This is a genomic window from Bradyrhizobium sp. FW305-F6 (genome assembly GCF_058782905.1).
This window is the reverse complement of sequence record NZ_JBYSYD010000004.1, coordinates 359,023-383,843: the sequence shown is the minus strand read 5'-3', so window position 1 is coordinate 383,843 and position 24,821 is coordinate 359,023. Positions and strand designations below refer to the sequence as shown.

Sequence of the window (24,821 nt, the reverse complement as noted above, 5' to 3'; positions counted from 1 at the left end):
TTGCGCCCGGCTTATTGCTCTTTGGCGCTTTCAGGTCGTTCCGAAGCCCGACCCTGCTTTTCTGTATTCTGGCCGAGGTGGACTGAAGATGTCCAGCACGCGGGCTCCCTCGGGGCCGGCGCGCATGGTGTGCGGCACGTTACCCGGCGTGCGCCAGAAATCGCCCTTCTTTACCGCGATTTCCTCGTCGCCCTGGACGCGGATGGCGGAGCCGTCGAGCAGCACGCCCCATTGCTCCTCGGGGTGATGATGCAGCGTGCCCTGCGCATGCGGCGCCAGCGTCACCACCGACAGCATCGCCTGCTCGCCGGAGAAGATGCGCGTCGTCACGCCCGCCGCGAGTTCGCGAAACAGCCCGTCGCTGGCGTCATCGAGATTGTGAAATTCTTCCTTCTGGCTCACGCCGTCCTCCCTTTGCGCTCGTCTGATCAGGATTTGCCGTACGAGCCCTGGTAGCGGCCCTCGCGGATTGCCTTCAGCGTTTCTTCTTCGCGGGCGACCTGGGCGCGGACCGCCTCCAGCAGCGCGGCGGCACCGGCGGCGGGAAACGACACCACGCCGTCTTCATCGCCGACCACGATGTCGCCGGGCGAGATCACGCTGCCGCCGATGGTGACGGGCACGTTGATCTCGCCGGGGCCGTTCTTGTAGGGACCGCGGTGGATCACCGCGCGCGCATAGCAGGGAAAGTCGTCCGCCGCGAAGGCTGCGACATCGCGGATCGCGCCGTCGATGACGTAGCCTTCCGCTTTGCGCCACTGCGCGATGTTCTTCATGATTTCGCCGACCAGCGCGCGGCTCTCGTCGCCGCCGCCGTCGACCACGATGACGTCGCCCGGCCCGACCAGGTCCAGCGCGCGGTGGATGGCGAGATTGTCGCCGGGGCGCGTGCGCACGGTGAAGGCGGTCCCCACCAGCTTGCCGCCGCGGTGATAGGGCTTCAAGCCGACCGCGCCCGGCAGCCGCGCGAGATTGTCCGAGATCACCGACGTCGGCGCGCCCCTGAAACCCTCGATGATCTCGGCCGGCGGCTTCGGCACGCTGTTCGCCGCGATGGTGATCGTCATGTCAATCCTTCCTTGCTCGTCTCATTCGGCATGCGCCCGGGCCTTCGACGGCAAGATCCGGAAGGCGCGCCCCTCCTTCATCCACGCCGCGCGCTCATCGCGCAACAGGGTGCGGCGAACTTTTCCGGAATCGTCGCGCGGCGGGGCGCTGACGAACTCGAAGCTTTCGGGATGCTTGTAGCGGCTGAGCCGGTCCTTGAGGAAATCCGCCATGGCGTCGGCAATGGCCTGGCCGTCGGCACCGGGCTCCGGCTCGATGATGGCATGCACACGCTGGCCCAATTCCGGATCGGGCAGGCCCACCACGACACAGGAGCGCACGCCGGGAGCCTCGGACACCGCGGCCTCGACCTCGGCCGGATAAATGTTGGCGCCGCCGCGCAGCACCATGTCGGCGAGGCGGTCGCCGAGATAGAGATAGCCTTCGGCATCCAGCCGGCCGATATCGCCGAGCGATTCCCAGCCGTCGGCGCGGCGCTTCGGCTCGGCGCCGAGATAGTGATAAGTGGCGTCCTTGCCGTCATTGTTGAGGAAGTAGATCTCGCCCATCTCGCCCGGCGCTACGTCCTTGCCGTCCTCGCCGATGATGCGCAGGCGCGCCATATCGCCGATCCTGCCGACCGAGCCCTTGTGCGTCAGCCATTCGGTGCCGGAGATGATGCAGGCGCCCTGTCGCTCGGTGCCGCCATAGAGCTCCCACACCCGCTCGGGTCCGAGCCAGGCGATCCAGTTTTCCTTCAGCCATGGCGGCATCGGCGCGGCCATGTGGAAGACCGTCTGCAGGCTCGACAGGTCGTAGGAGTTGCGCACGCTCTCCGGCAGCGCCCAGATCCGGTGCATCATGGTCGGCACGAAATTGACCCATTGCACGCGCTCGCGCTCGATCTGGCGCAGCGTCTCCTCGGCGTCGAACTTGGTCAGCCCTGTGAGTTGGCCGCCGACGAACAGCGCGTAGTGCGAGACGATGAAGGGCGCATTGTGGTAGAGCGGACCGGGATTGAGCAGCGAGACGCCGGAGGGAATATTGAGCGGCGGCGCGGCCGCGGTGTCGGTCACGGCCGGCTGGTGATCGAGGATCACCTTGGGACGGCCGGTCGAGCCGCCTGATGTCATCGCCTTCCAGTATCGCGCCACCGGCGGCGTCAGCGGCTCATCCGAGAAGCCTTGCGGCACGAAGTCAGCGGGCAACCGGTTCGGCGCATTCCAGTCGGCCTCGCCGCCGACCACCAGCGCCGGCTTGAGGATGTCGAGCACGGCAGCAGCTTCGCCGCGTGGCAGCCGCCATGACAGCGAGGTCGGCGTCGCGCCGCATTTCCACACCGCAAAGGAAGTCTCGAAGAACGCGTTGCCGTTCGGCAATCCGATCGCGACGAAATCGCCGGGCTTGACGCCCTTGGCCACGAACGCCCGCGCGCGGCGGTTGGCGCCGCGCTCGAGCGCGTCCCAGGTCAGCGTGTCCTGCCCGTGACGGACGGCGATCGTGCCGTGTGGTTTGCGTTCAGCGTACCAGCGCGGCACATCGGAGAGCGGCAGCAACATCAGGCGTTTCCATTTGTGTTCTTGGCGTCGCCGCAAGGAGCGAGGGCGCTCGCGGGACGAGTGTATCAGCCTGGCGCCAGGGCGCTGTGACTCCTACGCCACGTCAAGCATAAAATGTCAGCATTGCAGCCATGAATTTCCTGGGTTCCATGGGTGACAAGCCGGCGATAAAGAGGCAAAAATCCGGCTCGACTCAGTTTGGGTTGAGTTGCGCAAGGAATGCTCTTGTAGAATGTCGTCGGTCGTAACATCGCGTCGTGCGGCGCCGCTCGCCGTGGCCGCAGCAGGTTTTGTCCTGCTGACGCATGGGCATGCCGAGGCGCAATGGTGGAAGCGCGCACCGGTTGACTTCGAGGAATGCGCCGACGCCGCCGAGAAAGCCGCGAGCAAGGCAGAGAAGACGGCAGCGCTCGCCGATTGTAACGCCAAGTTCGCCGGCCGCCGCAAGCCGGGTGGCGGCTATTCCTATTACGACTTCCTGCAGGATCGCACCTTCGACATCGCCGGGCCCAATCCGACGCCGGAGGAGCAGAAGAAGATCGACGCAGCCTACACGGCCTACCTCGCCAACCAGCGCCGCAGCAACGAAGCGGCACAGGCGATGGCGCGTCAGCAGCGCGAGCAGCAGGAACAGGAGTTGCAGCAGCTTCAACAGGTCGCGCTGCGCACCGAGACCGCGCGCGTGCCGATCCCCGTCGAGCGGCCGAAGGTGCAGCAGTCCGCCGTCGCGCGACCGAAGGCCGCGCCTTGCGCCAAGGGCTCCTTCTCCTGTGAGTGGCCGCGGCTGTCGGAAAGCCTCAACGATCTGAAGAAGCTGTTCAACCCCACACCGAGCAAGCCGGCGAAGAAGGGCTGAGCTGCGGCCAAACACGCCGCTGTCGTCCCGGACAAGCGTAAGCGCAGATCCGGGATCCATAACCACAGGAAGTGGTTGTGGGGCGAGCCGGTAACTCCGAGCCTTCGCCAAACGTCTCCCTTTGGCTATGGGTCCCGGATCTGCGCGCGCTTTGGCGCGTTTGTCCGGGATGACAGCGGAGAATGCAGCGTCAGTTCGTGCGCTTCTTCTTGCTGCGCTTCGGTTTCGCCACCGGTGCCGGCGCTGGCTCGGTCACTATCGGCGAACTGCCCATCTGCGACCGGCTCTCCTGCAATCGCCTGTCATAGCCAGGTGAGTTCATCACCGTCGGCGGCCTTGCATAGGCGAGCGTTGACGAACCGCAGAGCGCGGTCAGCGCGATCCCGATCACAAGACGACGTTTCATCGTGTTCCTCCTTCGGGCACTACCCGCGGATCTGCTGCGGTGTCAGACGAAGCGGACCTTTGCCGGCCGCCTCGGCGTCCTTGATCAGCGCAACAATGCGGCGCATCAGCGGCACGCCGACATTGTTCCGTTCGGCGAGCGCGATCATCGCACCCTGGAGATAGTCGATCTCGGTCTTGCGGCCCTGCTTCAGGTCCTGCCACATCGAGGAGCGCGCCTCGGGATCGATCTTCATGGTCCGTCCCAGGATCGCGTTGAAGATCGCATCCGGCAGCCGGAGCAGGGTCGGAGACCAGCTCATCGGCATCGGCGTCGACGACACCGGCACGATGCCGGCCGCCTTCAGCACGGCCAGCCCCTCGGCCATCTGGTCGGCGAACAGCCGGCGCCAGTCGCGGCTGGCCAGTTGCGCGGCGAGCGGCATGTCCGACAGCGCGCTGAGCGCGTTGTTCAGGTTGATGATCAGCTTGCCCCATTGCACGCCGGTGATGTCGCCGCTGGCGCGCATCGTGAGGCCGGCGACCGAGAGCTTGCCGGCCGTGTTCTCCGCATCCTCCCCGATATGAATGTCCCCGGAGGTGGCGCGGTGGAAGCGGCCCTCGCCCATTGCGATCACGTTGAACGGCACCATGCCGGCCAGCACGGACCGGTCGCCGAGCCGCTCCCGCAGCACCGCGACATTGCCGACGCCGTTCTGCAGCGAGACGATGACGGCATCCTCGGGCGCATGCTGCGCGATCTGCGCGGCGACGGCGGCGGTGTCAGCGCTCTTCACCGTCACCAGCACGATGCCGGCGCTATGGAAGATGGAGGGATCCTCCGACAGCGCCAGTCGACCCGCATCGAGCTTGTTCTCGGAGCCGTCGAAATCGGTCAGACACAGGCCGAACCGCTCGATCTCGGACTTCACCCGCGGCCGCACCAGGAGCGCGACGCGGCGGCCGCTGGCGGCCAGCATGCCGCCGACGAAACAGCCGATGGCACCAGCGCCGGCCACCACGATCGGTCGATCCGCAATCACCGAAACTCACTCCCTGAATGACCGGCCTTCGATAGCAGAGACGCGGCCGACAACCAATCGCGGCGCATCCGACTTGTAACGGTCATGCGTGCCCCATATGTTTTTGACCCGGGGGGCAGTCAGCGGCGAGCGCTCGCCGAACGAGACGCCAAAGGAGAGCACCATGGGTCTACTCGACGTCCTCAACGGCATGCAGAACGGCCCGCGCGGCCAGAGCACACCGAGCTCCGAGAAATCCTCCGGCGGCATGTCGCCGATGACCATGGCGCTGCTCGGCCTGCTCGCCTGGAAGGCATTCAAGCATTTGACGGAAGGCCAGCCCGGCGCGGCGCCCGCCCAGCAGCCGCGCTCGCCGCTGCCGCCTCCGACGCAGGCGAATGCAGGCGGACCGGGCGGCGGTCTCGGCGATCTGCTCAAGGGCGGCCTCGGCGGTCTGCTTGCGGGCGGAGCGGCGGGGACCGTGATCAGCGGCGGGCTCGGCGATCTGCTCAACCAGCTCCAGAGGGGCGGCCAGGGCGAGGTTGCGAATTCCTGGGTCGGCAAGGGCGAGAACAAGCCGATTGCGCCGGGCGATCTCGCCAGCGCGCTCGGTGCCGACCAGATCGACAGCCTGTCCGCCCAGAGCGGCCTGTCGCGCGAGGATCTGCTCTCCGGCCTCAGCCAGTATCTGCCAGAGGTGATCGACCATTTGACGCCGGACGGACGGCTGCCGACAGAGAACGAGCTCTCGGATCGGATATGATCATCGTCAGAGAGAGGGGAGCACGGGCATGAGCATGGGCGGCCTGTTGTGGATCATCCTGGTCGGCTTCATCGCCGGCCTCATCGCGCGCTGGCTCGCGCCGGGGCCGAACAATCCGAGCGGCTTCATCCTCACAACCATCCTCGGCATCGCCGGCGCGTTTCTGGCTACCTTCATCGGGCAGGCCATCGGCCATTATAGCCCCGACCAGGGCGCCGGCTTCATCACCGCGACCATCGGCGCGGTGGTGGTGCTGTTCATCTGGCACCGGCTGGTGGCGAGCGGCGTAATCAAGGGGTGACTATATGCGGTGTCGTCCCGGACAAACGCGCCCCAAGCGCGCGCAGATCCGGGCTCATACCCCCAGGGAGGAGTTTGGCGAATATTGATGACTCCGAATGTTCGTCAAACGCCTCCCTGGGGCTATGGGTCCCCGCCTTTGCGGGGACGACGACTGAGTTCGACGCGAGGATGCGTTCATCACGTGATCAAATGCATCCCCGCATCCATGCGCACGACCTCGCCGGTCATGTTGCTGGACGCCGGCATCGCCAGGAAGCAGACGAGCTGCGCGATGTCTTCCGCTGACGATGCGACCTTGAGCGGCACCTTCGCCACCACGCTGTCGCGCACCTGCTTGGCGCCGGCCTCGCCACGGCCCTTGGTGAACCAGGGCGTGTCGATATAGCCGGGGCATACCGTGTTGACGCGGATCAGCGGCGCCAGCGCGCGCGACAGCGATAGCGTCATGGTGTTGAGCGCGCCCTTGCTCGCGGCATAGGCGATCGAGGAGCCGACGCCGCTGATGCCGGCGACCGAGGACACGTTGACCACCGCAGACGGCCGCCCCGAAGCCTTCGCGGCGGCTTCGAGCAGGCTGCGCGCTGCGCGCACCATCTGGAATGGCCCGATGGTGTTGACGCCATAGACCCGCTGGAAATCTTCCGCCGACAATCCGTCGAGGTCGGCGTGCGCGACGTGCTTGGTGGTGCCGGCATTGTTGACGAGGATGTCTAGCCGGCCCCAGCCGCTGGCGGCCGCGGCGATCTTGCGGCAATCCTCATCCTTCGAGACGTCACCTTGCGCGACCAGGACTTCCGCGGCGCCGGCCTTGCGGCAGAGCTCGGCCGTGGCCTCGGCCTCCTTCTGGCTCGACGAATAGTTGATGACGAGCCGCGCTCCGCTCCGAGCGAGAATTTCCGCCGTTGCCGCGCCAAGGCCGGAGGCCGACCCCGTCACGATTGCGCACAGATTGTCCTTGGCCATCCCTTTGTCCTTCCCGTGGCTCTGATCTTCCGCGACTTGTTTAACGAGTTTGCCGCGCCCTGCAAATCGAGCAAACTCCGCTAAGCGGAATTAGCCCAGACGGGTGACGTCCCATGCCCACGCCGCAGGTTGGTCTGCGGTCAACGCTTGTCAGGGCCATGGCTTTTTCGGATCATCCGGCGCAAGAAGAGGTCGCGCGCCCGTCGGAACAGGACGCGCCAATGGCAAGATACGGGGAACGCTGTGGCGGAGAGTGACAATATCGTCGTCGAGACCGCGGAGAAGATCTTCGCCGATCTCGCCGATCCGCAAACCATCAACAACGACAAGAAGGGCACGTGGCAGGCGCCGCTGTGGCAGGCGCTGAGCGAAGCCGGCCTACCCTTGGCCTGGGTGCCGGATGATCTCGGCGGCTCCGGCGCGAGCCTCGCCGACGGTTTTGCGTTGCTGAACGCCGCCGGCCGTTTTGCCGTCGCGGTGCCGCTGGCCGAAACCATGCTGGCGGGCTGGCTGCTGGCGCAGGCCAAGATCACCTCGCCCGAGGGCGAGATGACGGTGCTGCCGGCGTCGCCGAAGGACCGCATCACACTCGATGCCGACGGCGCGCTCTCGGGTCGCGCGCGCGGCGTGCCTTTCGCGAAGAGCGCGAAGCATTTTGCCGTGCTCGCGCATGGCAAGGACGGCGTTTCCATTGCGCTGGTCGACGCGGCCAAGGCGCGGATCGAAGCCGGGCTGAATGTCGGCTACGACCACAGCGACACCGTGACGCTCGACAAAGTCCAGCCCGTCACCATCAAGCCCGCGCCGAAGGGCTTTGAGCAGACTCATCTGATGCTGATGGGCGGCGTCGCGCGCAGCCTGCAGATCGCCGGCGCGCTGGAATCCATGCTCGACATCTCCGTGCGCTATTCCAACGAGCGCGTCGCCTTCGAAAAGAAGATCTCGAAATTCCAGGCCGTGCAGCACAATCTCGCGCGCCTCGCCGGCGAGTCCGCCGCGGCGCTTGCGGCCGCGACCTCCGCGGCTGACGCCATCGCGAATGCGACATCATTTGATGACGAGGTCTATCTCGAAGCCGCCTCCGCCAAGATCCGCTGCGCCGAGGCCGCGGAGAAAGGCGGGGCCATCGCGCATCAGGTCCACGGCGCGATAGGCTTCACCATGGAGCATATCCTGCACCGCTATTCGCTGCGCGCGCTGGCCTGGCGCGACGATTTCGGCTCGGAAAGCTACTGGGCGGTCGAGCTCGGCAAGCTGGTCGCAAACCGCGGCGCCGACGAATTGTGGCCGCTCGTGGCGTCGCGCTGATCGAGGAGAGAAACACATGACCGCCGCCCTCCGTTTCGATCCGATCCGCCTGCCCGAGAAGTGCGAGCAGCTGCGCAAGGAAGTGCGCGCCTTCCTCGCCGAGGAGATCGCCGCCGGCACGTTCGATCCGCACCAGCCCAACCGCGAAGACACCGACGCGCCGGAATTTTCCCGCCGGGTCGGCGCCAAGGGCTGGCTCGGCATGACCTGGCCGAAAAAGTACGGCGGCCAGGAGCGCTCGTTCCTCGAACGTTACGTGGTGACCGAGGAAATGCGCGTCGCCAACGCGCCGACGCGGCGCTTCTTCGTCGCCGACCGCCAGAGCGGCCCGGTGTTGCTGAAATACGCTCCCGAGCATGTCAAGATGGACATCCTGCCGCGCATCTGTCGCGGCGAGGTCTGCTTTGCCATCGGCATGAGCGAGCCGAACTCCGGCTCCGACCTGTTCGCCGCGAAGACGCGCGCGACCAGGACCGACGGCGGCTACCTCATCAACGGCACCAAGATCTGGACCTCGTCGGCGCACATCGCCGACTACATGATCGCGATCTTCCGCACCTCGCCGCCGACCAAGGAAAACCGCCGTCACGGCCTGACCCAGTTCCTGGTCAAGATGAAGCAGCCCGGCATCAAGGTGAACCCGATCGGCCAGATCACCGGCCAATACGAATTCAACGAGGTCGTGTTCACCGATCACTTCATCCCCGACGACCACGTGCTCGGCGAGGTCGACGGCGCCTGGAAGCAGGCGACGAGCGAGCTCGCTTACGAGCGGTCGGGCCCCGAGCGCTTCCTCGAAACCTATTACGTGCTCACCGAGCTGGTGCGCGCGGTCGGCCCCAATCCCGACACCCGCAGCGCCGAAGGCATCGGGCGCCTGGTCGCGCAGCTCCACACCATGCGGCGCATGTCGGTCTCGGTGGCCGGCATGCTGGAAGCCGGCAAGGAGCCGGTGGTCGAGGCGTCTATCGTCAAGGACATCGGCACGGTGTGGGAGCAGCAGCTGCCGCACCGCGTGCGCGATCTCGCCGCCTTCGTCGAGGAGACCGCGACCAACCGCGAGACGCTGGAGCGGCAACTCGACTTCGCCATCAAGACCGCACCGAAGCTCACCATCCAGGGCGGCACCACGGAGGTGCTGCGCGGCATCATCGCCCGCGGACTCGGCTTGCGGTAGGTTTCGATGAACGACACGATCGCGGCTCGCTCCGTCCACCTCTCCCATAGGGAGAGGTCGATTTGCGCCAGCAAATCGGGTGAGGGGTTCTGCTCTTATGAGGGACCGCAGCCCCACACCCGGCGCTCCGCGCCGACCTCTCCCTATGGGAGAGGTGGTTCTTCGCTACCGATACATCGAGTTACTGGAGGCAAGTAATGAGCACTTACAAAGATATCGGCGTTGAGAAGGTCGGGCATGTCGGCACCATCGAGATCCGCCGCCCGCCGCTGAACTTCTTCGACATCTCGCTGATCAACCAGATCGCGGAGGCGCTGGAAGAGTTCGACCGCGACATCGAGATCCGCAGCACCGTTCTCTCCGCGCAGGGCAAGGCGTTCTGCGCCGGCGCGAATTTCGGCGATCCGGCCCGTCAGGAACAGGAGGCGCGCGAGGCCGAGAAGAAGGGCGACCCGGCCGACAGCCTCGGCCCGATCAACCATCTCTACATCCAGGCCGTGCGCATCTTCCGCGCCAAGAAGCCGATCGTCGCCGCGGTGCAGGGCGCGGCCATTGGCGGCGGACTCGGCCTCGCGGTCTCCGCCGATTTCCGCGTCACCTGTCCCGAGGCGCGTTTCTCCGCGAACTTCACCAAGCTCGGCTTTCACCCCGGCTTCGGTCTGACCGTGACGCTGCCCGAGCTAATCGGCAAGAACAACGCCGAGCTGATGTTCTACACCAGCCGCCGCGTCACCGGCGAGGAGGCCGTGAAGTGGGGCTTGGCCAACGAGCTGGTGCCGCAGGACCAGGTCAAGGCGGCCGCGATGAAGCTGGCCGGCGAGATCGCCGAATGCTCCCCGCTCGGCCTGCTCTCCACCCGGGCCACGATGCGCAATGGCCTCGCCGACCGCGTCATGGCTGCGACCAATCACGAGCTCGCCGAGCAGACGAGGCTGCGCGCGACGGAAGACTTCAGGGAAGGCGTAAAGGCGACCGAAGAGCGGCGGGCGGCGAATTTCAAGGGGCGGTGAGCGCGCGGTGAATGTCCTGTTCTTCCTTCTCCCCTTGTGGGAGAAGGTGGCGCGAAGCGCCGGATGAGGGGTTTTTTCAGCGAATTCGACTGCACAAGATGAGTTCGCGGAGAGAGACCCCTCACCCGTCTCGCCGCTACGCGGCGAGCCACCCTCTCCCACAAGAGGCGAGGGTGCAGCTCACTCAACTCACGCGGAACGTCACGCCACCCAACAAAAATTCGTTCCCCTCAACCGCGAACCCCTTCGCCTTCGCGGCATGCAACACGCGCGTCACGTCGATCACACGAAACTCCAGCGCGCTCATGATCTCGCTGGCGCCCTTCACGAAGCGAATGGTTGCGTTCGGCAGTTTCAGCTCGTCACCGCTCGGCGCAATTCCAATGATCCTGCCCCAATGCTCCGCCAGCCCTTGCGGATCCGGGCTCTGCATTTCCACCGACGTCAGCGCCTGCGTCACATCCTTTCGGATGAACTTCTGCCAGTCCGGGCCCGCCGGCGGATAGGGGCCCAGAATGTCGTCGCTGCCTTCGGTGTGGTTGAACTCGATGAACGCAGCACGGCAGTCGCGGGGATGGAGCTGCACGCCGTGATAGGGCGCGTGGTCGATGACGTTGGCGGTGCGCACGCCGATGGCGTTTGCATGGCGGCCGCGCTCGTCGGGATCGTTGCAGCAGAAGATCGCCATGTAGCCGCCGCGTCCGCCGGTCTTCTCGATGAAGCGGCCGGCGGTTGTGCCGTCCTTGAACGGCGCCACCACCTCCAGCAGGATCGTGTCGACCGGGAGCAGCGCATTCTCGAGGCCGTATTTCGCGACATTGCCGTCCCGATAGCAGACGCCAAGGCCCATGATCTCCGCAATGTCAGAGATCACGGGTTCGAGCTGCGGCGCCACCAGGCAGATCTGCCGCAGCCGGATATAGGGCGCCATGGTCATGCGCCCTTGAAGGTCGGCTTGCGCTTCTCGACGAAGGCCTTTGCGGCCTCCTTGTGGTCCTCGGTGTCGCCGCAGCGGGTGTGATGGATCGCCTCGCCGTCGAAGCAGTCCTCGAGCGCCAGGTGTTCGGCATTGTTGATGTTGCGCTTGATGAAGCCAAGCGCGATCGAGGGGCCCTGCGCCAGCGACAGCGCAAGCTCGTGCGCGGCCGTGTCGATCTCGGCGTCGGGCACGACCTTGGTCACCATGCCGATGGCGTGGGCTTCCCTGGCCGTGAGCACCGGCGACATCAAATAGAGCTCGCGCGCCCGCGCGCTGCCGAGCAGCTGCGTCAGGAAATAGGTGCCGCCGTAATCGCCGGAGAAGCCGACCTTGGCGAAGGCGGTGGTGATCTTGCAGGATTCGCTGGCGATGCGGAGGTCACAGGACAGCGCCATCGACAGGCCGGCGCCGGCGGCCGAGCCATCGAGCTGCGCCACCACGGGCTTCGGCATCTGGTGCAGGATGCGCGAGACCTCCATGCCGCGGCGGAGGTTTGCCAGCTTCTGCTCGAACGGCAACGGCGCGCGGCCGGCCGCCATCGACTTGACGTCGCCGCCGACGCAGAACGAGCCGCCGGCGCCCTTGAAGAGCACCGCCCGCACGTCGGGATCGTCAGCCGCGCGCCGCGCCGCCTCGACAAGCCCGGAGACCATCTCGGGATTGAGCGCGTTCTTCCGCTCTGGCCGGTTCATCGTGATGGTGAGCAGCCCGCCTTCGAGCTTCTGCAGGACCATGTCGTTGCTCATGCGGCGTCTCCCCTTGTTTGTTTTTACTCCGTCATTCCGTGGCGTGCCCCTTGGCGCGAACCCGGAATCCATTCCTCAACCGTCATTGCCGCTCGATGGATCCCGGGTTCTCGCTGCGCGAGCCCCGGGATGACGACCTATTGTTGGGTGTGCGCGTCACCGCGACGGCTCACGCCCTTATTTCTTCACGAGCGGGCAGCGCGACTGCTCCAAGGGCTGGAACGCCTCGGCACCCGGCACCGTGGCGAGCAGCTTGTAATCGTCCCAGCGGCCCTTGGACTCCGACGGCTTCTTCACCTCGAACAGGTACATGTCGTGGATCATGCGGCCGTCCTCGCGGATCTTGCCGCCCTTGGCGAAGAAGTCGTTGATCGGCGTCTCCTTCATCACCTTGATCACCGTCGCGGCGTCGGTCGTGCCGGCCGCTTTCACAGCCTTCAGATAATGCGTGATCGAGGAATAGACACCGGCCTGCGCCGAGGTCGGCACCCGCTTGGTGCGCTCCATGAAGCGCTTGGAGAATGCGCGCGTGTCGTCGTTGAGATCCCAGTAGAACGCTTCGGCCAGCAGCAGGCCCTGCGCGGTCTCGAGCCCGATCGAGTCGATATCGGTGACGAAGGCGAGCAGCGGCGAGACCTTCTGGCCGCCCTTGGTGATGCCGAACTCCGCCGCCTGCTTGATGGCGTTGATGGTGTCGCCGCCGGCATTCGCGAGCCCGATCACCTTGGCCTTGGAGGCCTGGGCCTGGAGCAGGAAGGACGAGAAGTCAGACGTGTTGAGCGGATGGCGCACGCTGCCCAGCACCTTGCCGCCGGTCTTGGTGACGACGGCGCTGGTGTCCTTCTCCAGATCCTGGCCGAAAGCGTAATCGGCCGTGAGGAAGTACCAGCTGTCCAGGCCCGACTTGACCGCCGCAAGGCCGGTCACGTTGGCCTGGCCGTAAGTGTCGAACACGTAGTGAATGGTGTAGGGGCCGCAGGCCTCGTTTGTGAGACGGATCGAGCCGGGGCCGTTGAACATGATGATCTTGTTGCGCGCCTTCGCGATCTCGCCGGCGGCAAGCGCGGTCGCGGAGGCCGCGACGTCGTAGATCATCTCGACACCCTGGTTGTCGAGCATGTCGCGGGCGATGTTGGCGGAGAGATCGGCCTTGTTCTGATGGTCGGCCGCCAGTACCTGGATCTTGCGTCCCAGCACCTCGCCGCCGAAATCCTCCACCGCCATCTTGGCCGCGGTCTCGCTACCGGGACCGGTGATGTCGGCATACAGGCTCGACATGTCGAGGATGCCGCCGATCTTCAGCGGCGGCTTGTCCTGGGCCTGCGCGGCGCTAGCATTGAGGGCAAACGCGGCGGCAAAAATGCCGGACAGAATGTGCTTCATCGAAAAAGACCTCCCTTATCGCGCCGTGCTCTGATGGCGGCTTGGTTATTGCTCTTGGTGATATCTGTTGGCCATCGCTATTGCCGCAATCATGCCGCATGCGCAAGAGCGCAGCAAGCGAGGCGCTGATGATCGTCGCGCATGCTTTCCGCAAAACGGAATGGCAAGAGGATGCACGATGTCTCCGCGTCGTTTCGACCGCAGCGAAGTAAATCCAGAATCTTTCCGCGGAGGGAATCTGGATTGTTTCGCTGCCTTCGCAATGACGGAAGTAAGGAAGCCCCTTCGCCTCACACGCCGTTCGAGTTAAGATCGACGCGTAACGCAACCTCCCCGGGTCACGTGACGCGACTGCCTCATCTCATCGTCGCAATTCTTCTCGTCGTAGGTCACGCCGCGTTCGCAGCGCCCTGCCAATTCGAAGCGCAAGGCGAAGGCCGCGTCGCGGCCATCGTCGATGCGCGCGGCGTGCGCCTCGATGACGGGCGCGAGATCCGCCTTTCGGGCATCGAGCCGACCGCGACGACGAAGCAGGCTCTGACCTCACTGTTGCCCGGACGGGAGGTGACATTGCGGAGCACTGACGACACGCCGGACCGTTACGGCCGCCAGGGCGCGCTGGTCTTCATCGGCGGGAGCGAGACCTCCGTGCAGGCCATGCTGCTCGCCCGGGGCGAGGCGCTGGTCTCCGCCGAGATCACGGACAAGGACTGCGCGGTCGCGCTGATGGCGTCCGAAGCAGCGGCGCGACGCCAAAAAATGGGCAGCTGGGCTGACCCGTCGGCCATAAAAAACGCGGAAAGTCCCGACGATATTTTGGCGGAGATCGGGCGTTTTGCGGTGGTTGAGGGTAAGGTCCTTTCGGTCCGGCAGGCTGGGGCAACGACCTACCTGAACTTTGGACAGAACTGGACACGCGGCTTTGCGGTGACTATCTCAAGGCGCACTTTGCCGGCGTTCGAAACGGCCGGAATAGCCGTCAAGTCCTTGGAACGTAAGCGCATTCGAGTCCGGGGCTGGGTCGAGGGGAATACGGGGCCACGGATTGATGTGCGCCTCATAGGGCAGGTCGAGTTGCTGGGCGCAAACGAGCCGGCAGGGGTAAGGCCTTAGATCAGGCCAGGCACGGGTTAAGCGACGTGAATGGGGTGCTAGAGCGGCACGAACGAGGTGATGGCCCCCGCCGTCTGCGGGCGGCGCCGGCTGCGCTGTGCCTTGTCCTTTGCACGGCTCTCGCTGGCTGTGGCGACATGGGCCGGTTCCAGACCGCTGCGACGCCGCCAGCCGTGGCGATGCCCAAGCCGAGGCCCGCCGTCGCGCAAACCCCCGCCACCGAAAAGGAGCATGAGCGCATCCTGGCGAACTATGGCGGGACCTATGACGATCCCAGGCTCGAGGCGCTCGTCAGCAAGACCGTCGACCGCCTGGTCGCCGCCTCCGAGCGTCCCGACCAGGGCTACAAGGTCACCATCCTCAATTCCGGGGCGGTGAATGCCTTCGCGCTGCCGAACGGACAGCTCTATGTCACGCGCGGCCTGCTGGCGCTGGCGAGCGACACCTCGGAATTATCCTCGGTGCTCAGCCACGAGATGGCGCATGTGCTGTCCAAGCACGCCGCGATGCGCGAGGACCAGGCCCGCCAGGCCGCGATCGTGACCCGTGTCGTCACCGACATGAGCAATGATCCCGATCTCACCGCGCTCGCACTCGCCAAGACCAAGCTCACAATGGCGAGCTTCTCGCGCAAGCAGGAGCTCGAGGCCGACGGCATCGGCGTCGGCATCTCCGCCAAGGCGCATTTCGACCCCTATGGCGCGGCGCGCTTCCTCTCGGCGATGGAGCGCAATGCCGAGCTGAAGGTCGGCAAGAGCTCGCTCGATCCGCGCGCGCAGGATTTCACCTCCTCGCACCCGGCGACCCCCGAACGCGTGCAGAACGCGCAGAACATCGCGCGGCAATACACGGCGCCCGAAGGCGCCGAGCGCGACCGCGAAAGCTATCTCGCAGCGATCGACAACCTCGTTTACGGCGAGGACCCCAGCGAAGGTTTCGTTCGCGGCCGCCGCTTCCTGCATCCGAAGCTCGGCTTCACCTTCCAGGCACCGGAGAATTTCACGCTCGACAACACCGCGCAGGCCGTGATCGGCGTGCGCGAGGGCGGTGCGCAGGCGATGCGCTTCGACGTGGTGCGGGTGCCGGCGGAGCAGTCGCTCGGCGACTATCTGAGCTCCGGCTGGATGGAAGGCGTCGAGAAGGCCTCCACCGAAGACCTCACCATCAACGGCTTCCCGGCCGCGTCCGCCACCGCCAAGGGCGATCAGTGGCAGTTCAAGGTCTATGCGCTGCGGTTCGGCAGCGACGTCTACCGCTTCATCTTCGCGACACGGCAGAAATCGACCGAGAGCGAGCGCAATGCGCGCGAGACGGTCCAATCGTTCCGCCGCCTGACTCTCGACGAGATCCAGGCCGCGCGTCCGCTGCGCATCAAGGTCATCACCGTGCAGCCCGGCGACACCGTGGAATCGCTGTCTCACCGCATGGCCGGCGTCGATCATCCCGCCGAGCGCTTCCGCGTGCTGAACGGCCTCGATCGCACCGCGCAGGTGAAGGTGCGCGATCGCGTGAAGATCGTGGCGGATTGACGTGCGCTAAGCGCACGTCAATCCAGGGGCGCGCTTAGCGCGAACCCGGGATCTCAAGCGGCAAATTGCGCTGCTGTAGGGTGGGCAAAGCGCAAGCGTGCCCACGATCTCGCTCCATCGGAAACAGATGGTGGGCACGGCGCGATGCACCTTGCCGACCCTACAGCCGTCCCGTTGAAGTCCGGATGGCTATGCGTTGCTGGCCTTGCCGCCCGTGTCCATGTCGCCGGCCTCGCGCTGGCCGCTGAGCCAGAGTGCGAGCAGGGTCCAGAACGCGCCGGAGAGCAGATACGCACCCGACGCGATGACGCCGAGATTTGTGGCAAGCAGCAGCGCCACCAGCGGCGCGAAGCCGGCGCCGAACAGCCAGGCCATGTCCGAGGTCAGGGCCGACGCCGTGTAACGGTAGGTCTGCCGGAAGTTCGAAGCGATCGCGCCGGAGGACTGACCGAAGGAGAGGCCGAGCAGGATGAAGCCGATCACCATGTAGATGGTCTCGCCGAACGCGCCGGCGTCGAGCAGCTGCGGCGCGAAACCGCTATAGATCGCGATCGCGATCGCCGAGCCCATCAGCAGCGACTTGCGGCCGACGCGGTCGGCGATGATGCCGGAGGCCACGATCGCGGCGACGCCGAACACGGCGGCGACGATCTCGATGATCAAAAAGCGCACCGGGCTTTCGCGGGTGAACAGGAACACCCAGGACAGCGGAAACACCGTGACCATATGGAACAGGGCGAAGCTCGCCAGCGGCGCGAACGCGCCAAGCATGATGTTCTGGCCTTCGCGGGCAACTGTCTCAGAAATGCGCGCGGGCTGCAATTCGCGAGTCTCGAACAGCGTGGCATATTCCTCCGTCGTCACCATGCGCAGGCGCGCGAACAGTGCCACCACGTTGATGGCGAAGGCGACGAAGAACGGATAGCGCCAACCCCAGTCGAAGAAATCATCCGCCGACAAATTGCCGGCGAAATAGGCGAACAGCGCGCTCGCCACGATCAGCCCGAGCGGCGCCCCGAGCTGCGGCACCATCGCGTACCAGCCGCGCTGGGATGGCGGCGCGTTCAGCGCCAGCAGCGAGGCCATGCCGTCCCAGGCGCCGCCCCAGGCCAGACCCTGCGCGATACGCGCCAGCGCCAGCAGCCAGATCGCGGCAGCGCCGATCTCGTGATAGCTCGGCAGGAACGCGAGCGCCACGGTGGCGGTGCCGAGCAGGAACAGTGCCGAGATCAGCTTGGCCGTCTTGCCATACTCACGGTCGACCGTCATGAAAATGACGGTGCCGATCGGCCGGGCCATGAAGGCCAAAGCGAAGACCATGAAAGAATAAAAGGTGCCGTTCAGCTCGCTGGCGAACGGAAACACCAGGCGCGGAAACACGATCACAGAGGCGATCGCGAAGACGAAGAAGTCGAAGAATTCCGAGGTGCGGCCGATGATGACGCCGATGGCGATCTCGCCGGGGCTGGCCTGGTCGTGGCCATGCTCGCCGGTGTGGATGTCTGTCATTGCGGGGGTCTGTGCCGTCGCCATGCGTGCGCCCTTAACGTCTTAAAAACCAAGGCCGACCGCCCGGCGGGCGCCAGGCAGTCCGGCCCTGTCTGATCCAGCATTCCGCAATGCAACATTGGACAAATTGTCCAATGTCCCGCCTGTTGCGCCGCAGCTACCCGTTGGCCCCGCAAAAGAAACTCATTCTCAAAGGCTCGGCCCGTGTCTCGTCTCAAGATCCTGGCGCTACTACCTCTGGCTGCCGCTCTCACCGGCTGCGACTATGTCGTGCTGGCGCCGGCCGGCGATATCGCAGCCCAACAGCGCGACCTCGTCATCATCTCCACCGTCCTGATGCTCCTCATCGTCCTCCCCGTGATGGCGCTGACGGTGCTGTTCGCCTGGCGCTATCGCCAGTCCAACACGGCGGCTCCCTACGAGCCGGATTGGGATCACTCGACCGCGCTCGAGCTGGTGATCTGGTCGGCGCCGCTGCTGATCATCGTTTGCCTCGGCGCGCTGACCTGGATGGGCACGCATCTCCTCGACCCCTATCGCACCCTCGGCCGCATTCATGCCGACCGCGCCGTGGACCAGTCCAAGGCCCCCCTCGAGGTCGACGTCGTCGCGCTCGACTGGAAATGGCTCTTCATCTACCCGGATTACGGCATCGCGAGCGTCAACGAACTCGCCGCGCCAGTCGATCGTCCGATCACCTTCCGCATCACCGCGTCCTCGGTGATGAACTCTTTCTACATCCCCGCGCTCGCCGGCCAGATCTACGCAATGCCGGGCATGGAGACCAAGCTGCACGCCGTCGTCAACCACGCCGGCACCTATAAGGGTTTTTCGGCCAACTACAGCGGCGCCGGCTTCTCCGGCATGAACTTCAAGTTTAGGGGACTCGACGACAAAGGTTTTGACGACTGGATCGCCAGCGCCAAATCCGCCGGCGGCTCGCTCGGCCGCGCCGAATATCTCCAGCTCGAGAAGCCCAGCCAGAACGAGCCGGTGCGCCGCTGGGGCAGCGTCGATGCCGATCTCTATCGCCTGATCCTCAATATGTGCGTCGAGACAGGCAAGATGTGCCAGAGCGAGATGATGGCGATCGACGCCAAGGGCGGCGCCGGCCACCAGGGTCTGAACAACACCCTGCCGCTCACCTACGACAAATACGCCCGCCGCGGCGCCCCGCTCGGGCCGGCGCCAACCTTCGTCGCCGGCGCCTGCACGCCCGATGCGCCGCAGGGCCAGACCTCCGCCTCCATCACGGCCCCGCTCGACATGGCGCCGCTCACCGGCGCTGGACTGAAGCGGCCGAGCTTCACGCCGCTGAAGTCCTCGTCCTTCTTCCTCGGACCACGTCCGAAGTCAGATTCCTAACAGAGAACGCGCATGTCTCCTGATCTTCTCAAGCTCATCTTCGGCCGGCTTGGATTCGAGTCGCTGCCGCTGCACGAGCCGATCGTCGTCGGCACCTTCGCCGTGGTCGCGCTCGGCGGAGCGGCGCTGCTCGGCGCCCTCACCTATTTCCGCCTCTGGGGCTATCTCTGGCGCGAATGGTTCACCACCGTGGACCACAAGCGCATCGGCATCATGTACATGATCCTCGGCATCGTGATGCTGCTGCGCGGCTTTGCGGACGCGCTGATGATGCGCGGGCAGCAGATGCTCGCCTTCAATGGCTCCGAGGGCTATCTCAACGCCCATCACTACGACCAGGTCTTCACCGCCCACGGCGTGATCATGATCTTCTTCGTGGCGATGCCGTTGGTCACGGGCCTGATGAACTACGTCGTGCCGCTGCAGATCGGCGCCCGCGACGTCTCGTTTCCGTTCCTGAACAATTTCAGCTTCTGGATGACGGTCGGCGGCGCGGTGCTGGTGATGGCCTCGCTGTTCATCGGCGAATTCGCCCGCACCGGCTGGCTGGCTTATCCGCCGCTGTCGAACATCGGCTACAGTCCCGATGTCGGTGTCGACTATTACATTTGGGCGCTGCAGGTCGCCGGCGTCGGAACGACGTTGTCCGGCATCAACCTGATCTGCACCATCGTCAAGCTGCGCTGCCCAGGCATGACCATGATGAAGATGCCGGTTTTCACCTGGACCTCGCTCTGCACCAACGTGCTGATCGTTGCCTCTTTCCCAGTCCTGACCGTCGTGCTCGCGCTGCTCTCGCTCGACCGCTACGTCGGCACCAACTTCTTCACGAACGATTTCGGCGGCAGCCCGATGATGTACGTGAACCTGATCTGGATCTGGGGCCATCCCGAGGTCTACATCCTGGTTCTCCCGGCGTTCGGCATCTTCTCCGAGGTCACCTCGACCTTCTCCGGCAAGCGGCTGTTCGGTTACACCTCGATGGTGTACGCCACGGTCGTCATCACCATCCTGTCGTACCTAGTGTGGCTGCACCACTTCTTCACGATGGGTTCGGGCGCCAGCGTCAACTCGTTCTTCGGCATCACGACGATGATCATCTCGATCCCCACGGGCGCGAAGATGTTCAACTGGCTGTTCACGATGTATCGCGGCCGGATCCGCTACGAACTGCCGATGATGTGGACAGTCGCCTTCATGCTGACCTTCGTCATCGGCGGCATGACCGGCGTGCTGCTCGCGGTGCCGCCGGCCGACTTCGTCCTTCACAACAGCCTGTTCCTGATCGCGCATTTCCACAACGTGATCATCGGTGGCGTGGTGTTCGGCGCGTTCGCCGGCATCAACTACTGGTTCCCGAAGGCGTTCGGCTTCAAGCTCGACCCGTTCTGGGGCAAGATGTCGTTCTGGTTCTGGGTCACCGGCTTCTACCTCGCTTTCATGCCGCTCTACGTGCTCGGCCTGATGGGCGTGACCCGCCGCCTGCGCGTGTTCGACGACCCGTCACTGCAAATCTGGTTCGTCATCGCCGCGATCGGTGCCGTCTTCATCTTCATCGGCATTCTCTCGATGCTGATGCAGTTCGCCGTCAGCCTGCTCAAGCGCGAGCAGCTCAAGGACGTCACCGGCGATCCCTGGGACGCACGCACGCTGGAATGGGCGACCTCCTCGCCGCCGCCCGACTATAACTTCGCCTTCACCCCGGTCGTCCACGACAATGACGCATGGTGGGACATGAAGCGGCGCGGCTACCAGCGTCCGCTCACCGGCTTCAAGCCGATCCACATGCCCAGCAGCACCAGCACCGGCATCATTCTAGCAGGCCTCGCCACCGCGATGGGTTTCGGCCTGATCTGGTACATGTGGTGGCTCGCCGCCGTGAGCTTCATCGCAATGCTCGCCGTCGGGATCGGTCACACCTTCAACTATCACCGCGACTTCGACATTCCGGCTGAAGACGTCATCCGGACCGAGGACGCGCGCACCAAGCTGCTCGCCGGAGCCAAGTAAATGACTGTCGCCGTACATCCCTCGCAGACCGGAGAGCCGGTCTTCTATCTCGCCGACGAGCATCCGCATCCGGAAGGCTGGAGCACCTCGCTCGGCTTCTGGATCTACCTGATGAGCGACTGCCTCATCTTCGCGATCCTGTTCGCCACCTACGGCGTGCTCGGCGGCAACTATGCCGCCGGCCCGGCGCCGAAGGACCTGTTCGACCTGAACCTGGTCGCGGTGAACACCTCGATGCTGCTGCTGTCCTCGATCACCTACGGCTTTGCCATGCTGGCGATGCAGCAGAACAAGATCGCGCAGACGCAGGCCTGGCTGGCGATCACCGGCCTGTTCGGGGCTGCATTCATCGGCATCGAGCTCTTCGAGTTCGCCCACATGATCCACGAGGGCGCAACGCCCCAGCGCAGCGCCTTCCTGTCCGCCTTCTTCACCCTGGTCGGCACCCACGGCCTGCACGTCTCCTGCGGCCTGATCTGGCTGGTGACGCTGATGGTACAGGTCCAGAAATTCGGCCTGATCGAGGCTAATCGCCGCCGCCTGATGTGCCTGTCGATGTTCTGGCACTTCCTCGACGTGGTCTGGATCGGCGTCTTCACCTTCGTCTATCTCCTGGGAGTTCTGCGATGAGCACCGATACCCACGCAGCCGGCGCGCACGACCACCACCATGGCGACGGCCACGCTCACGGCACGTTCTCGAGCTACGTGCTCGGCTTCGTGCTCTCGGTCGTGCTCACAGCCATCCCGTTCTGGCTGGTGATGAGCGGCACACTGCCGAGCAAGCAGATCACCGCGCTGGTCATCATGGCGTTCGCGATCGTGCAAATCGTCGTGCACATGATCTACTTCCTGCACATGAACACGGCCTCCGAGAACGGCTGGACCATGATGGCCTTGATCTTCACCATCGTGATGGTCGTGATCGCGCTGTCCGGTTCGCTGTGGGTGATGAGCCACCTCAACAGCAACATGATGCCAATGCACCAGATGACAGGCATGAAGTGAGCGAGGCTTTGGCGTGAGCAGAACCGGCACCGCGACGAGCGAGGCGGGAAAGACGCAGGGCAGCGCCGTGCACGCCCCCGCCCTGTGGCTCACGGTCCTCTCGCTCGTCGCTCTTGTCGTTCTGATCGCGCTCGGCGTCTGGCAGATCGAGCGCCGCGCCTGGAAGCTGGCTCTGATCGACCGGGTCGAGCAGCGCGTCCATGCTCCGGCCCAGCCGATCCCCGCGCCCGCGGCGTGGCCCGCGGTCAGCGCCGCCAACGACGAGTACAGACATGTCAGCCTCGGCGGGCGCTTCCTGCACGATCGGGAGACTCTGGTCCAAGCCGTCACGGAGGAAGGCCCGGGCTATTGGGTCCTGACGCCGCTCGAACGCAGCGACGGCACGCTGGTCCTGATCAACCGCGGCTTCGTGCCGTCGGAGCGGCGTGACCCATCGACGCGCCGCGACGGCAATCCGGACGGCCACGTCGAGATCTCTGGCCTGCTCCGCATCACGGAGCCCAAAGGCGGCTTCCTCCGGAGCAACGTGCCGCAGCACAACCGCTGGTACTCTCGGGATGTCGAGGCGATTGCCGCGGCCCGCGGCCTCCAAAACGTCGCACCATTCTTCGTCGATGCCGATGCCAAATCACAAATCGCTGGCGGACCGATCGCCGGATTGACCGTGGTGCGCTTTCCCAATAACCACCTGATCTACGCGCTGACGTGGTTTGCCCTGGCCTTCATGCTGGCCGGCAGGCTTTTCGTAACATTCGGCGGCGGGTTGCTCCGCCGCAAGCGCTTCGTCCACGACAGCGCCGGCGGCTCGGATTCGACCGCCCGCAGGACGGGATCAGATGCTGGAACGATCGTCGAGCCGACCTGACGACGGGAAGACGCCTTCCCAGACGCTTGCGCCTGACGGGCTGGCCGTCACGCTGCAATCGCTGGCCGGCGCGCGCAGCGAGCTGATCGGGACGGCGCCGACCGATCACGAGACCAACCGCAAGAACATGGCGCTGCTGATCCAGCTCCGCTGGACTGCGGTGGTCGGCCAGATGGTGACCATCGGCGTCGTGCATTTTGGTCTCGGCATCCCGTTGCCCCTGGAACGAATGGGCGCCGTGATCGGCGCCCTGGTGCTGCTCAACGTTTCGAGCCTCGTGTGGGTGCGCCATCGCGCCGCAATCACCAACAACGAGCTTCTGGTCGCCCTGATGCTGGACGTCGCCGCGCTGACGGCGCAGCTCTATCTCTCCGGCGGCGCCACAAATCCCTTCACCTCGCTGTTCCTGCTCCAGGTCACGCTGGGCGCGGTGCTGCTCGATGCCCGCTCGACCTGGTCGCTGGTGGCGCTGACCTGTGCGAGCTTCGTCTGGCTGACTTTGGCCTACCGGCCGCTCGACCTGCCGCCCAATCCGCTGAGCGAGACCTACACGCTCACCGTAACAGGCATGCTCTTGGGCTTCGTGCTCAACGCCGTGCTGCTCGTGGTGTTCGTCACCCGCATCAACAGGAACTTGCGAGAGCGCGACGCCAATCTGGCAGCGCTGCGCCAGCATGCCGCCGAACAGGATCACATCGTGCGCATGGGCCTGCTTGCCTCTGGCGCTGCGCACGAGCTCGGCACGCCGCTCGCTTCCCTGTCGGTGATCCTCAGCGACTGGCGCCGCATGCCGGACCTTGCCGCCGATCAGGAGCTCGCCGAAGACCTCGCGGAGATGGAGACCTCGCTGCAGCGCTGCAAGTCGATCGTCACGGGGATCCTGGTCTCGGCGGGCGAAGCGCGCGGCGAAGGCTCCTCGCCGACCACGGTGACGGCGTTCGTGACCGCGCTGGTGGAGGAGTGGCGAGACGCGCGCTCGGCCCGCACCCTCTACTTCGTCAACACCTTCGGCGAGGACGTCTCGATCGTCTCCGACGTCGCGCTGAAGCAGGTCATCTTCAACGTGCTCGACAACGCCTACGAAGTCTCGCGCGACTGGGTCGAGCTCGTGACCGAGCGCGAGGGCGACAATCTCGTGCTGTCGATCTCCGACCGAGGTCCCGGCTTTGCGCCGGAGATGCTGGCTCAGCTGGGGAAGCCCTACCAATCCAGCAAGGGCCGTACCGGCGGCGGGCTCGGCCTGTTCCTGGTGGTCAACGTCGTGCGCAAATTGGGGGGCAGCGTGACCGCCAAGAACCACAGGAAGCGCGGCGCCACTGTGCGGCTGACGCTGCCGCTCGCAACGCTCGCGATCGGAGGGAATTTTGACGGCTGACCGTTCGCTCATCGTGGTCGAGGACGATTCCGGCTTTGCCCGGACGCTGAAGCGTTCGTTCGAGCGCCGCGGCTACGAGGTCGTGCTCGCCGCCTCGATCGAAGAGGTGCGCCAGGTGCTGGAGCAGCGCTCCTTCGGCCATGCCGTGGTCGACCTCAAGCTCGGCGGCGCCTCGGGCCTTGCCTGCGTCGAGCTCCTGCACGCGCACGACCCCGACATGCTGATCGTGGTGCTCACGGGCTTTGCCAGCATCTCCACCGCGGTGGAAGCGATCAAGCTGGGCGCCTGCCACTACCTGGCCAAGCCGTCCAACACGGACGACATCGAGGCCGCCTTCACCAAGGCCGAAGGCAACACCGAGGTCGCACTCGACGCACGGCCGACCTCGATCAAGACGCTGGAATGGGAACGCATCCACCAGACCCTGATCGAGACCGATTTCAACATCTCGGAAGCCGCACGCCGACTGGGCATGCACCGGCGCACACTGGCTAGGAAGCTCGAGAAGCGGCCGGTGAAGTAGGTACCGCGTGATGCGGCCACAGGGC

25 protein-coding genes are annotated in these 24,821 nt (G+C 65.3%); 15 read left to right on the top strand and 10 right to left on the bottom strand.

Features of this window, described 5'->3' with window-relative positions:
* Positions 1 to 30 precede the first annotated feature (30 nt).
* The 3 genes from AC3WLX_RS26295 to AC3WLX_RS26285 are packed head-to-tail and all read right to left on the bottom strand — an operon-like array spanning position 31 to position 2,606.
* Entirely contained in the window at positions 31 to 402 is a 372-nt protein-coding gene (locus AC3WLX_RS26295; RefSeq protein ID WP_291621693.1) for a cupin domain-containing protein, read from the bottom strand.
* Between the two features lie 26 nt (positions 403 to 428).
* Positions 429 to 1,067: an RraA family protein gene (locus tag AC3WLX_RS26290; protein WP_492338126.1), complete on the bottom strand. Its 639-nt coding sequence runs from the start codon at positions 1,065 to 1,067 to the stop codon at positions 429 to 431.
* A gap of 21 nt (positions 1,068 to 1,088) precedes the next feature.
* Positions 1,089 to 2,606: an AMP-binding protein gene (locus tag AC3WLX_RS26285; RefSeq protein WP_492338125.1), complete on the bottom strand. Its 1,518-nt coding sequence runs from the start codon at positions 2,604 to 2,606 to the stop codon at positions 1,089 to 1,091.
* Positions 2,607 to 2,838: 232 nt separating this feature from the next.
* Here AC3WLX_RS26285 and AC3WLX_RS26280 point away from each other — a divergent pair, with 232 nt between their 5' ends.
* Positions 2,839 to 3,462: a hypothetical protein gene (locus AC3WLX_RS26280; RefSeq protein ID WP_492338124.1), complete on the top strand. Its 624-nt coding sequence runs from the start codon at positions 2,839 to 2,841 to the stop codon at positions 3,460 to 3,462.
* Positions 3,463 to 3,652: 190 nt separating this feature from the next.
* On the opposite strand, the gene AC3WLX_RS26275 is transcribed toward AC3WLX_RS26280, so the two are convergent.
* Positions 3,653 to 3,868, bottom strand: coding sequence for a hypothetical protein (locus AC3WLX_RS26275; protein WP_492338123.1), 216 nt, complete (start codon positions 3,866 to 3,868; stop codon positions 3,653 to 3,655).
* 19 nt (positions 3,869 to 3,887) lie between these two features.
* Positions 3,888 to 4,889 (bottom strand): 2-dehydropantoate 2-reductase, encoded by a 1,002-nt coding sequence (locus tag AC3WLX_RS26270; RefSeq protein WP_492338122.1) that lies wholly within the window; start codon positions 4,887 to 4,889, stop codon positions 3,888 to 3,890.
* A 163-nt stretch (positions 4,890 to 5,052) separates the two neighbouring features.
* On the opposite strand from AC3WLX_RS26270, the gene AC3WLX_RS26265 reads away from it, so the two are divergent.
* Positions 5,053 to 5,631: a YidB family protein gene (locus AC3WLX_RS26265; RefSeq protein ID WP_492338121.1), complete on the top strand. Its 579-nt coding sequence runs from the start codon at positions 5,053 to 5,055 to the stop codon at positions 5,629 to 5,631.
* A gap of 28 nt (positions 5,632 to 5,659) precedes the next feature.
* Positions 5,660 to 5,932 (top strand): GlsB/YeaQ/YmgE family stress response membrane protein, encoded by a 273-nt coding sequence (locus tag AC3WLX_RS26260; protein ID WP_492338120.1) that lies wholly within the window; start codon positions 5,660 to 5,662, stop codon positions 5,930 to 5,932.
* Between the two features lie 179 nt (positions 5,933 to 6,111).
* Here the strand turns inward: AC3WLX_RS26260 and AC3WLX_RS26255 are convergent, their stop codons facing one another.
* A complete protein-coding gene (locus AC3WLX_RS26255) occupies positions 6,112 to 6,897 on the bottom strand; it encodes an SDR family NAD(P)-dependent oxidoreductase (protein ID WP_492338119.1) in 786 nt (261 codons plus the stop codon).
* Positions 6,898 to 7,140: 243 nt separating this feature from the next.
* Between AC3WLX_RS26255 and AC3WLX_RS26250 the strand changes: the two genes are divergently transcribed.
* The 3 genes from AC3WLX_RS26250 to AC3WLX_RS26240 all read left to right on the top strand — a co-directional run bounded on the left by AC3WLX_RS26250 (position 7,141) and on the right by AC3WLX_RS26240 (position 10,392).
* A complete protein-coding gene (locus AC3WLX_RS26250) occupies positions 7,141 to 8,205 on the top strand; it encodes an acyl-CoA dehydrogenase family protein (RefSeq protein WP_492338118.1) in 1,065 nt (354 codons plus the stop codon).
* 16 nt (positions 8,206 to 8,221) lie between these two features.
* On the top strand, positions 8,222 to 9,382 hold the full coding sequence (locus tag AC3WLX_RS26245) for an acyl-CoA dehydrogenase family protein (RefSeq protein ID WP_291627271.1): 1,161 nt from the start codon (positions 8,222 to 8,224) through the stop codon (positions 9,380 to 9,382).
* 197 nt (positions 9,383 to 9,579) lie between these two features.
* Complete coding sequence (locus AC3WLX_RS26240) at positions 9,580 to 10,392, top strand: enoyl-CoA hydratase/isomerase family protein (protein ID WP_492338117.1); 813 nt, start codon at positions 9,580 to 9,582, stop codon at positions 10,390 to 10,392.
* 184 nt (positions 10,393 to 10,576) lie between these two features.
* Here AC3WLX_RS26240 and AC3WLX_RS26235 read toward each other — a convergent pair whose 3' ends face one another.
* The 3 genes from AC3WLX_RS26235 to AC3WLX_RS26225 all read right to left on the bottom strand — a co-directional run bounded on the left by AC3WLX_RS26235 (position 10,577) and on the right by AC3WLX_RS26225 (position 13,500).
* On the bottom strand, positions 10,577 to 11,323 hold the full coding sequence (locus tag AC3WLX_RS26235; RefSeq protein ID WP_492338116.1) for a VOC family protein: 747 nt from the start codon (positions 11,321 to 11,323) through the stop codon (positions 10,577 to 10,579).
* Positions 11,324 to 11,325: 2 nt separating this feature from the next.
* Positions 11,326 to 12,117, bottom strand: coding sequence for an enoyl-CoA hydratase (locus AC3WLX_RS26230; RefSeq protein WP_492338115.1), 792 nt, complete (start codon positions 12,115 to 12,117; stop codon positions 11,326 to 11,328).
* A 177-nt stretch (positions 12,118 to 12,294) separates the two neighbouring features.
* Positions 12,295 to 13,500: an ABC transporter substrate-binding protein gene (locus AC3WLX_RS26225; protein WP_291626635.1), complete on the bottom strand. Its 1,206-nt coding sequence runs from the start codon at positions 13,498 to 13,500 to the stop codon at positions 12,295 to 12,297.
* A 342-nt stretch (positions 13,501 to 13,842) separates the two neighbouring features.
* Here AC3WLX_RS26225 and AC3WLX_RS26220 point away from each other — a divergent pair, with 342 nt between their 5' ends.
* Together AC3WLX_RS26220 and AC3WLX_RS26215 are read left to right on the top strand one after the other, a co-directional pair.
* Positions 13,843 to 14,613, top strand: a complete 771-nt coding sequence (locus tag AC3WLX_RS26220) for a thermonuclease family protein (RefSeq protein ID WP_492338114.1) — start codon at positions 13,843 to 13,845, stop codon at positions 14,611 to 14,613.
* A gap of 137 nt (positions 14,614 to 14,750) precedes the next feature.
* Positions 14,751 to 16,142, top strand: coding sequence for a M48 family metalloprotease (locus AC3WLX_RS26215; protein WP_291626637.1), 1,392 nt, complete (start codon positions 14,751 to 14,753; stop codon positions 16,140 to 16,142).
* A gap of 189 nt (positions 16,143 to 16,331) precedes the next feature.
* Here the strand turns inward: AC3WLX_RS26215 and AC3WLX_RS26210 are convergent, their stop codons facing one another.
* Positions 16,332 to 17,675, bottom strand: a complete 1,344-nt coding sequence (locus AC3WLX_RS26210; protein ID WP_492338113.1) for an MFS transporter — start codon at positions 17,673 to 17,675, stop codon at positions 16,332 to 16,334.
* 180 nt (positions 17,676 to 17,855) lie between these two features.
* Between AC3WLX_RS26210 and cyoA the strand changes: the two genes are divergently transcribed.
* The 7 genes from cyoA to AC3WLX_RS26175 are packed head-to-tail and all read left to right on the top strand — an operon-like array spanning position 17,856 to position 24,796.
* Positions 17,856 to 19,016 (top strand): ubiquinol oxidase subunit II, encoded by a 1,161-nt coding sequence (gene cyoA, locus AC3WLX_RS26205; RefSeq protein WP_291626639.1) that lies wholly within the window; start codon positions 17,856 to 17,858, stop codon positions 19,014 to 19,016.
* Positions 19,017 to 19,028: 12 nt separating this feature from the next.
* A complete protein-coding gene (gene cyoB, locus AC3WLX_RS26200) occupies positions 19,029 to 21,026 on the top strand; it encodes a cytochrome o ubiquinol oxidase subunit I (protein ID WP_291626641.1) in 1,998 nt (665 codons plus the stop codon).
* Positions 21,027 to 21,656, top strand: coding sequence for a cytochrome o ubiquinol oxidase subunit III (gene cyoC, locus AC3WLX_RS26195; RefSeq protein ID WP_492338112.1), 630 nt, complete (start codon positions 21,027 to 21,029; stop codon positions 21,654 to 21,656).
* Complete coding sequence (gene cyoD / locus AC3WLX_RS26190; RefSeq protein WP_291628585.1) at positions 21,653 to 22,033, top strand: cytochrome o ubiquinol oxidase subunit IV; 381 nt, start codon at positions 21,653 to 21,655, stop codon at positions 22,031 to 22,033. Before cyoC ends, cyoD begins: the two co-directional genes overlap by 4 nt.
* 13 nt (positions 22,034 to 22,046) lie before the next feature.
* Positions 22,047 to 22,898 carry an SURF1 family protein gene (locus tag AC3WLX_RS26185; protein WP_492338111.1) on the top strand — a complete coding sequence of 284 codons (852 nt, stop codon included), beginning with the start codon at positions 22,047 to 22,049 and terminating at the stop codon, positions 22,896 to 22,898.
* A complete protein-coding gene (locus AC3WLX_RS26180; protein ID WP_492338110.1) occupies positions 22,870 to 24,273 on the top strand; it encodes an ATP-binding protein in 1,404 nt (467 codons plus the stop codon). The genes AC3WLX_RS26185 and AC3WLX_RS26180 overlap by 29 nt, the downstream gene beginning before the upstream one ends.
* Positions 24,263 to 24,796, top strand: a complete 534-nt coding sequence (locus AC3WLX_RS26175) for a response regulator transcription factor (protein ID WP_492338109.1) — start codon at positions 24,263 to 24,265, stop codon at positions 24,794 to 24,796. Before AC3WLX_RS26180 ends, AC3WLX_RS26175 begins: the two co-directional genes overlap by 11 nt.
* Positions 24,797 to 24,821 lie beyond the last annotated feature (25 nt).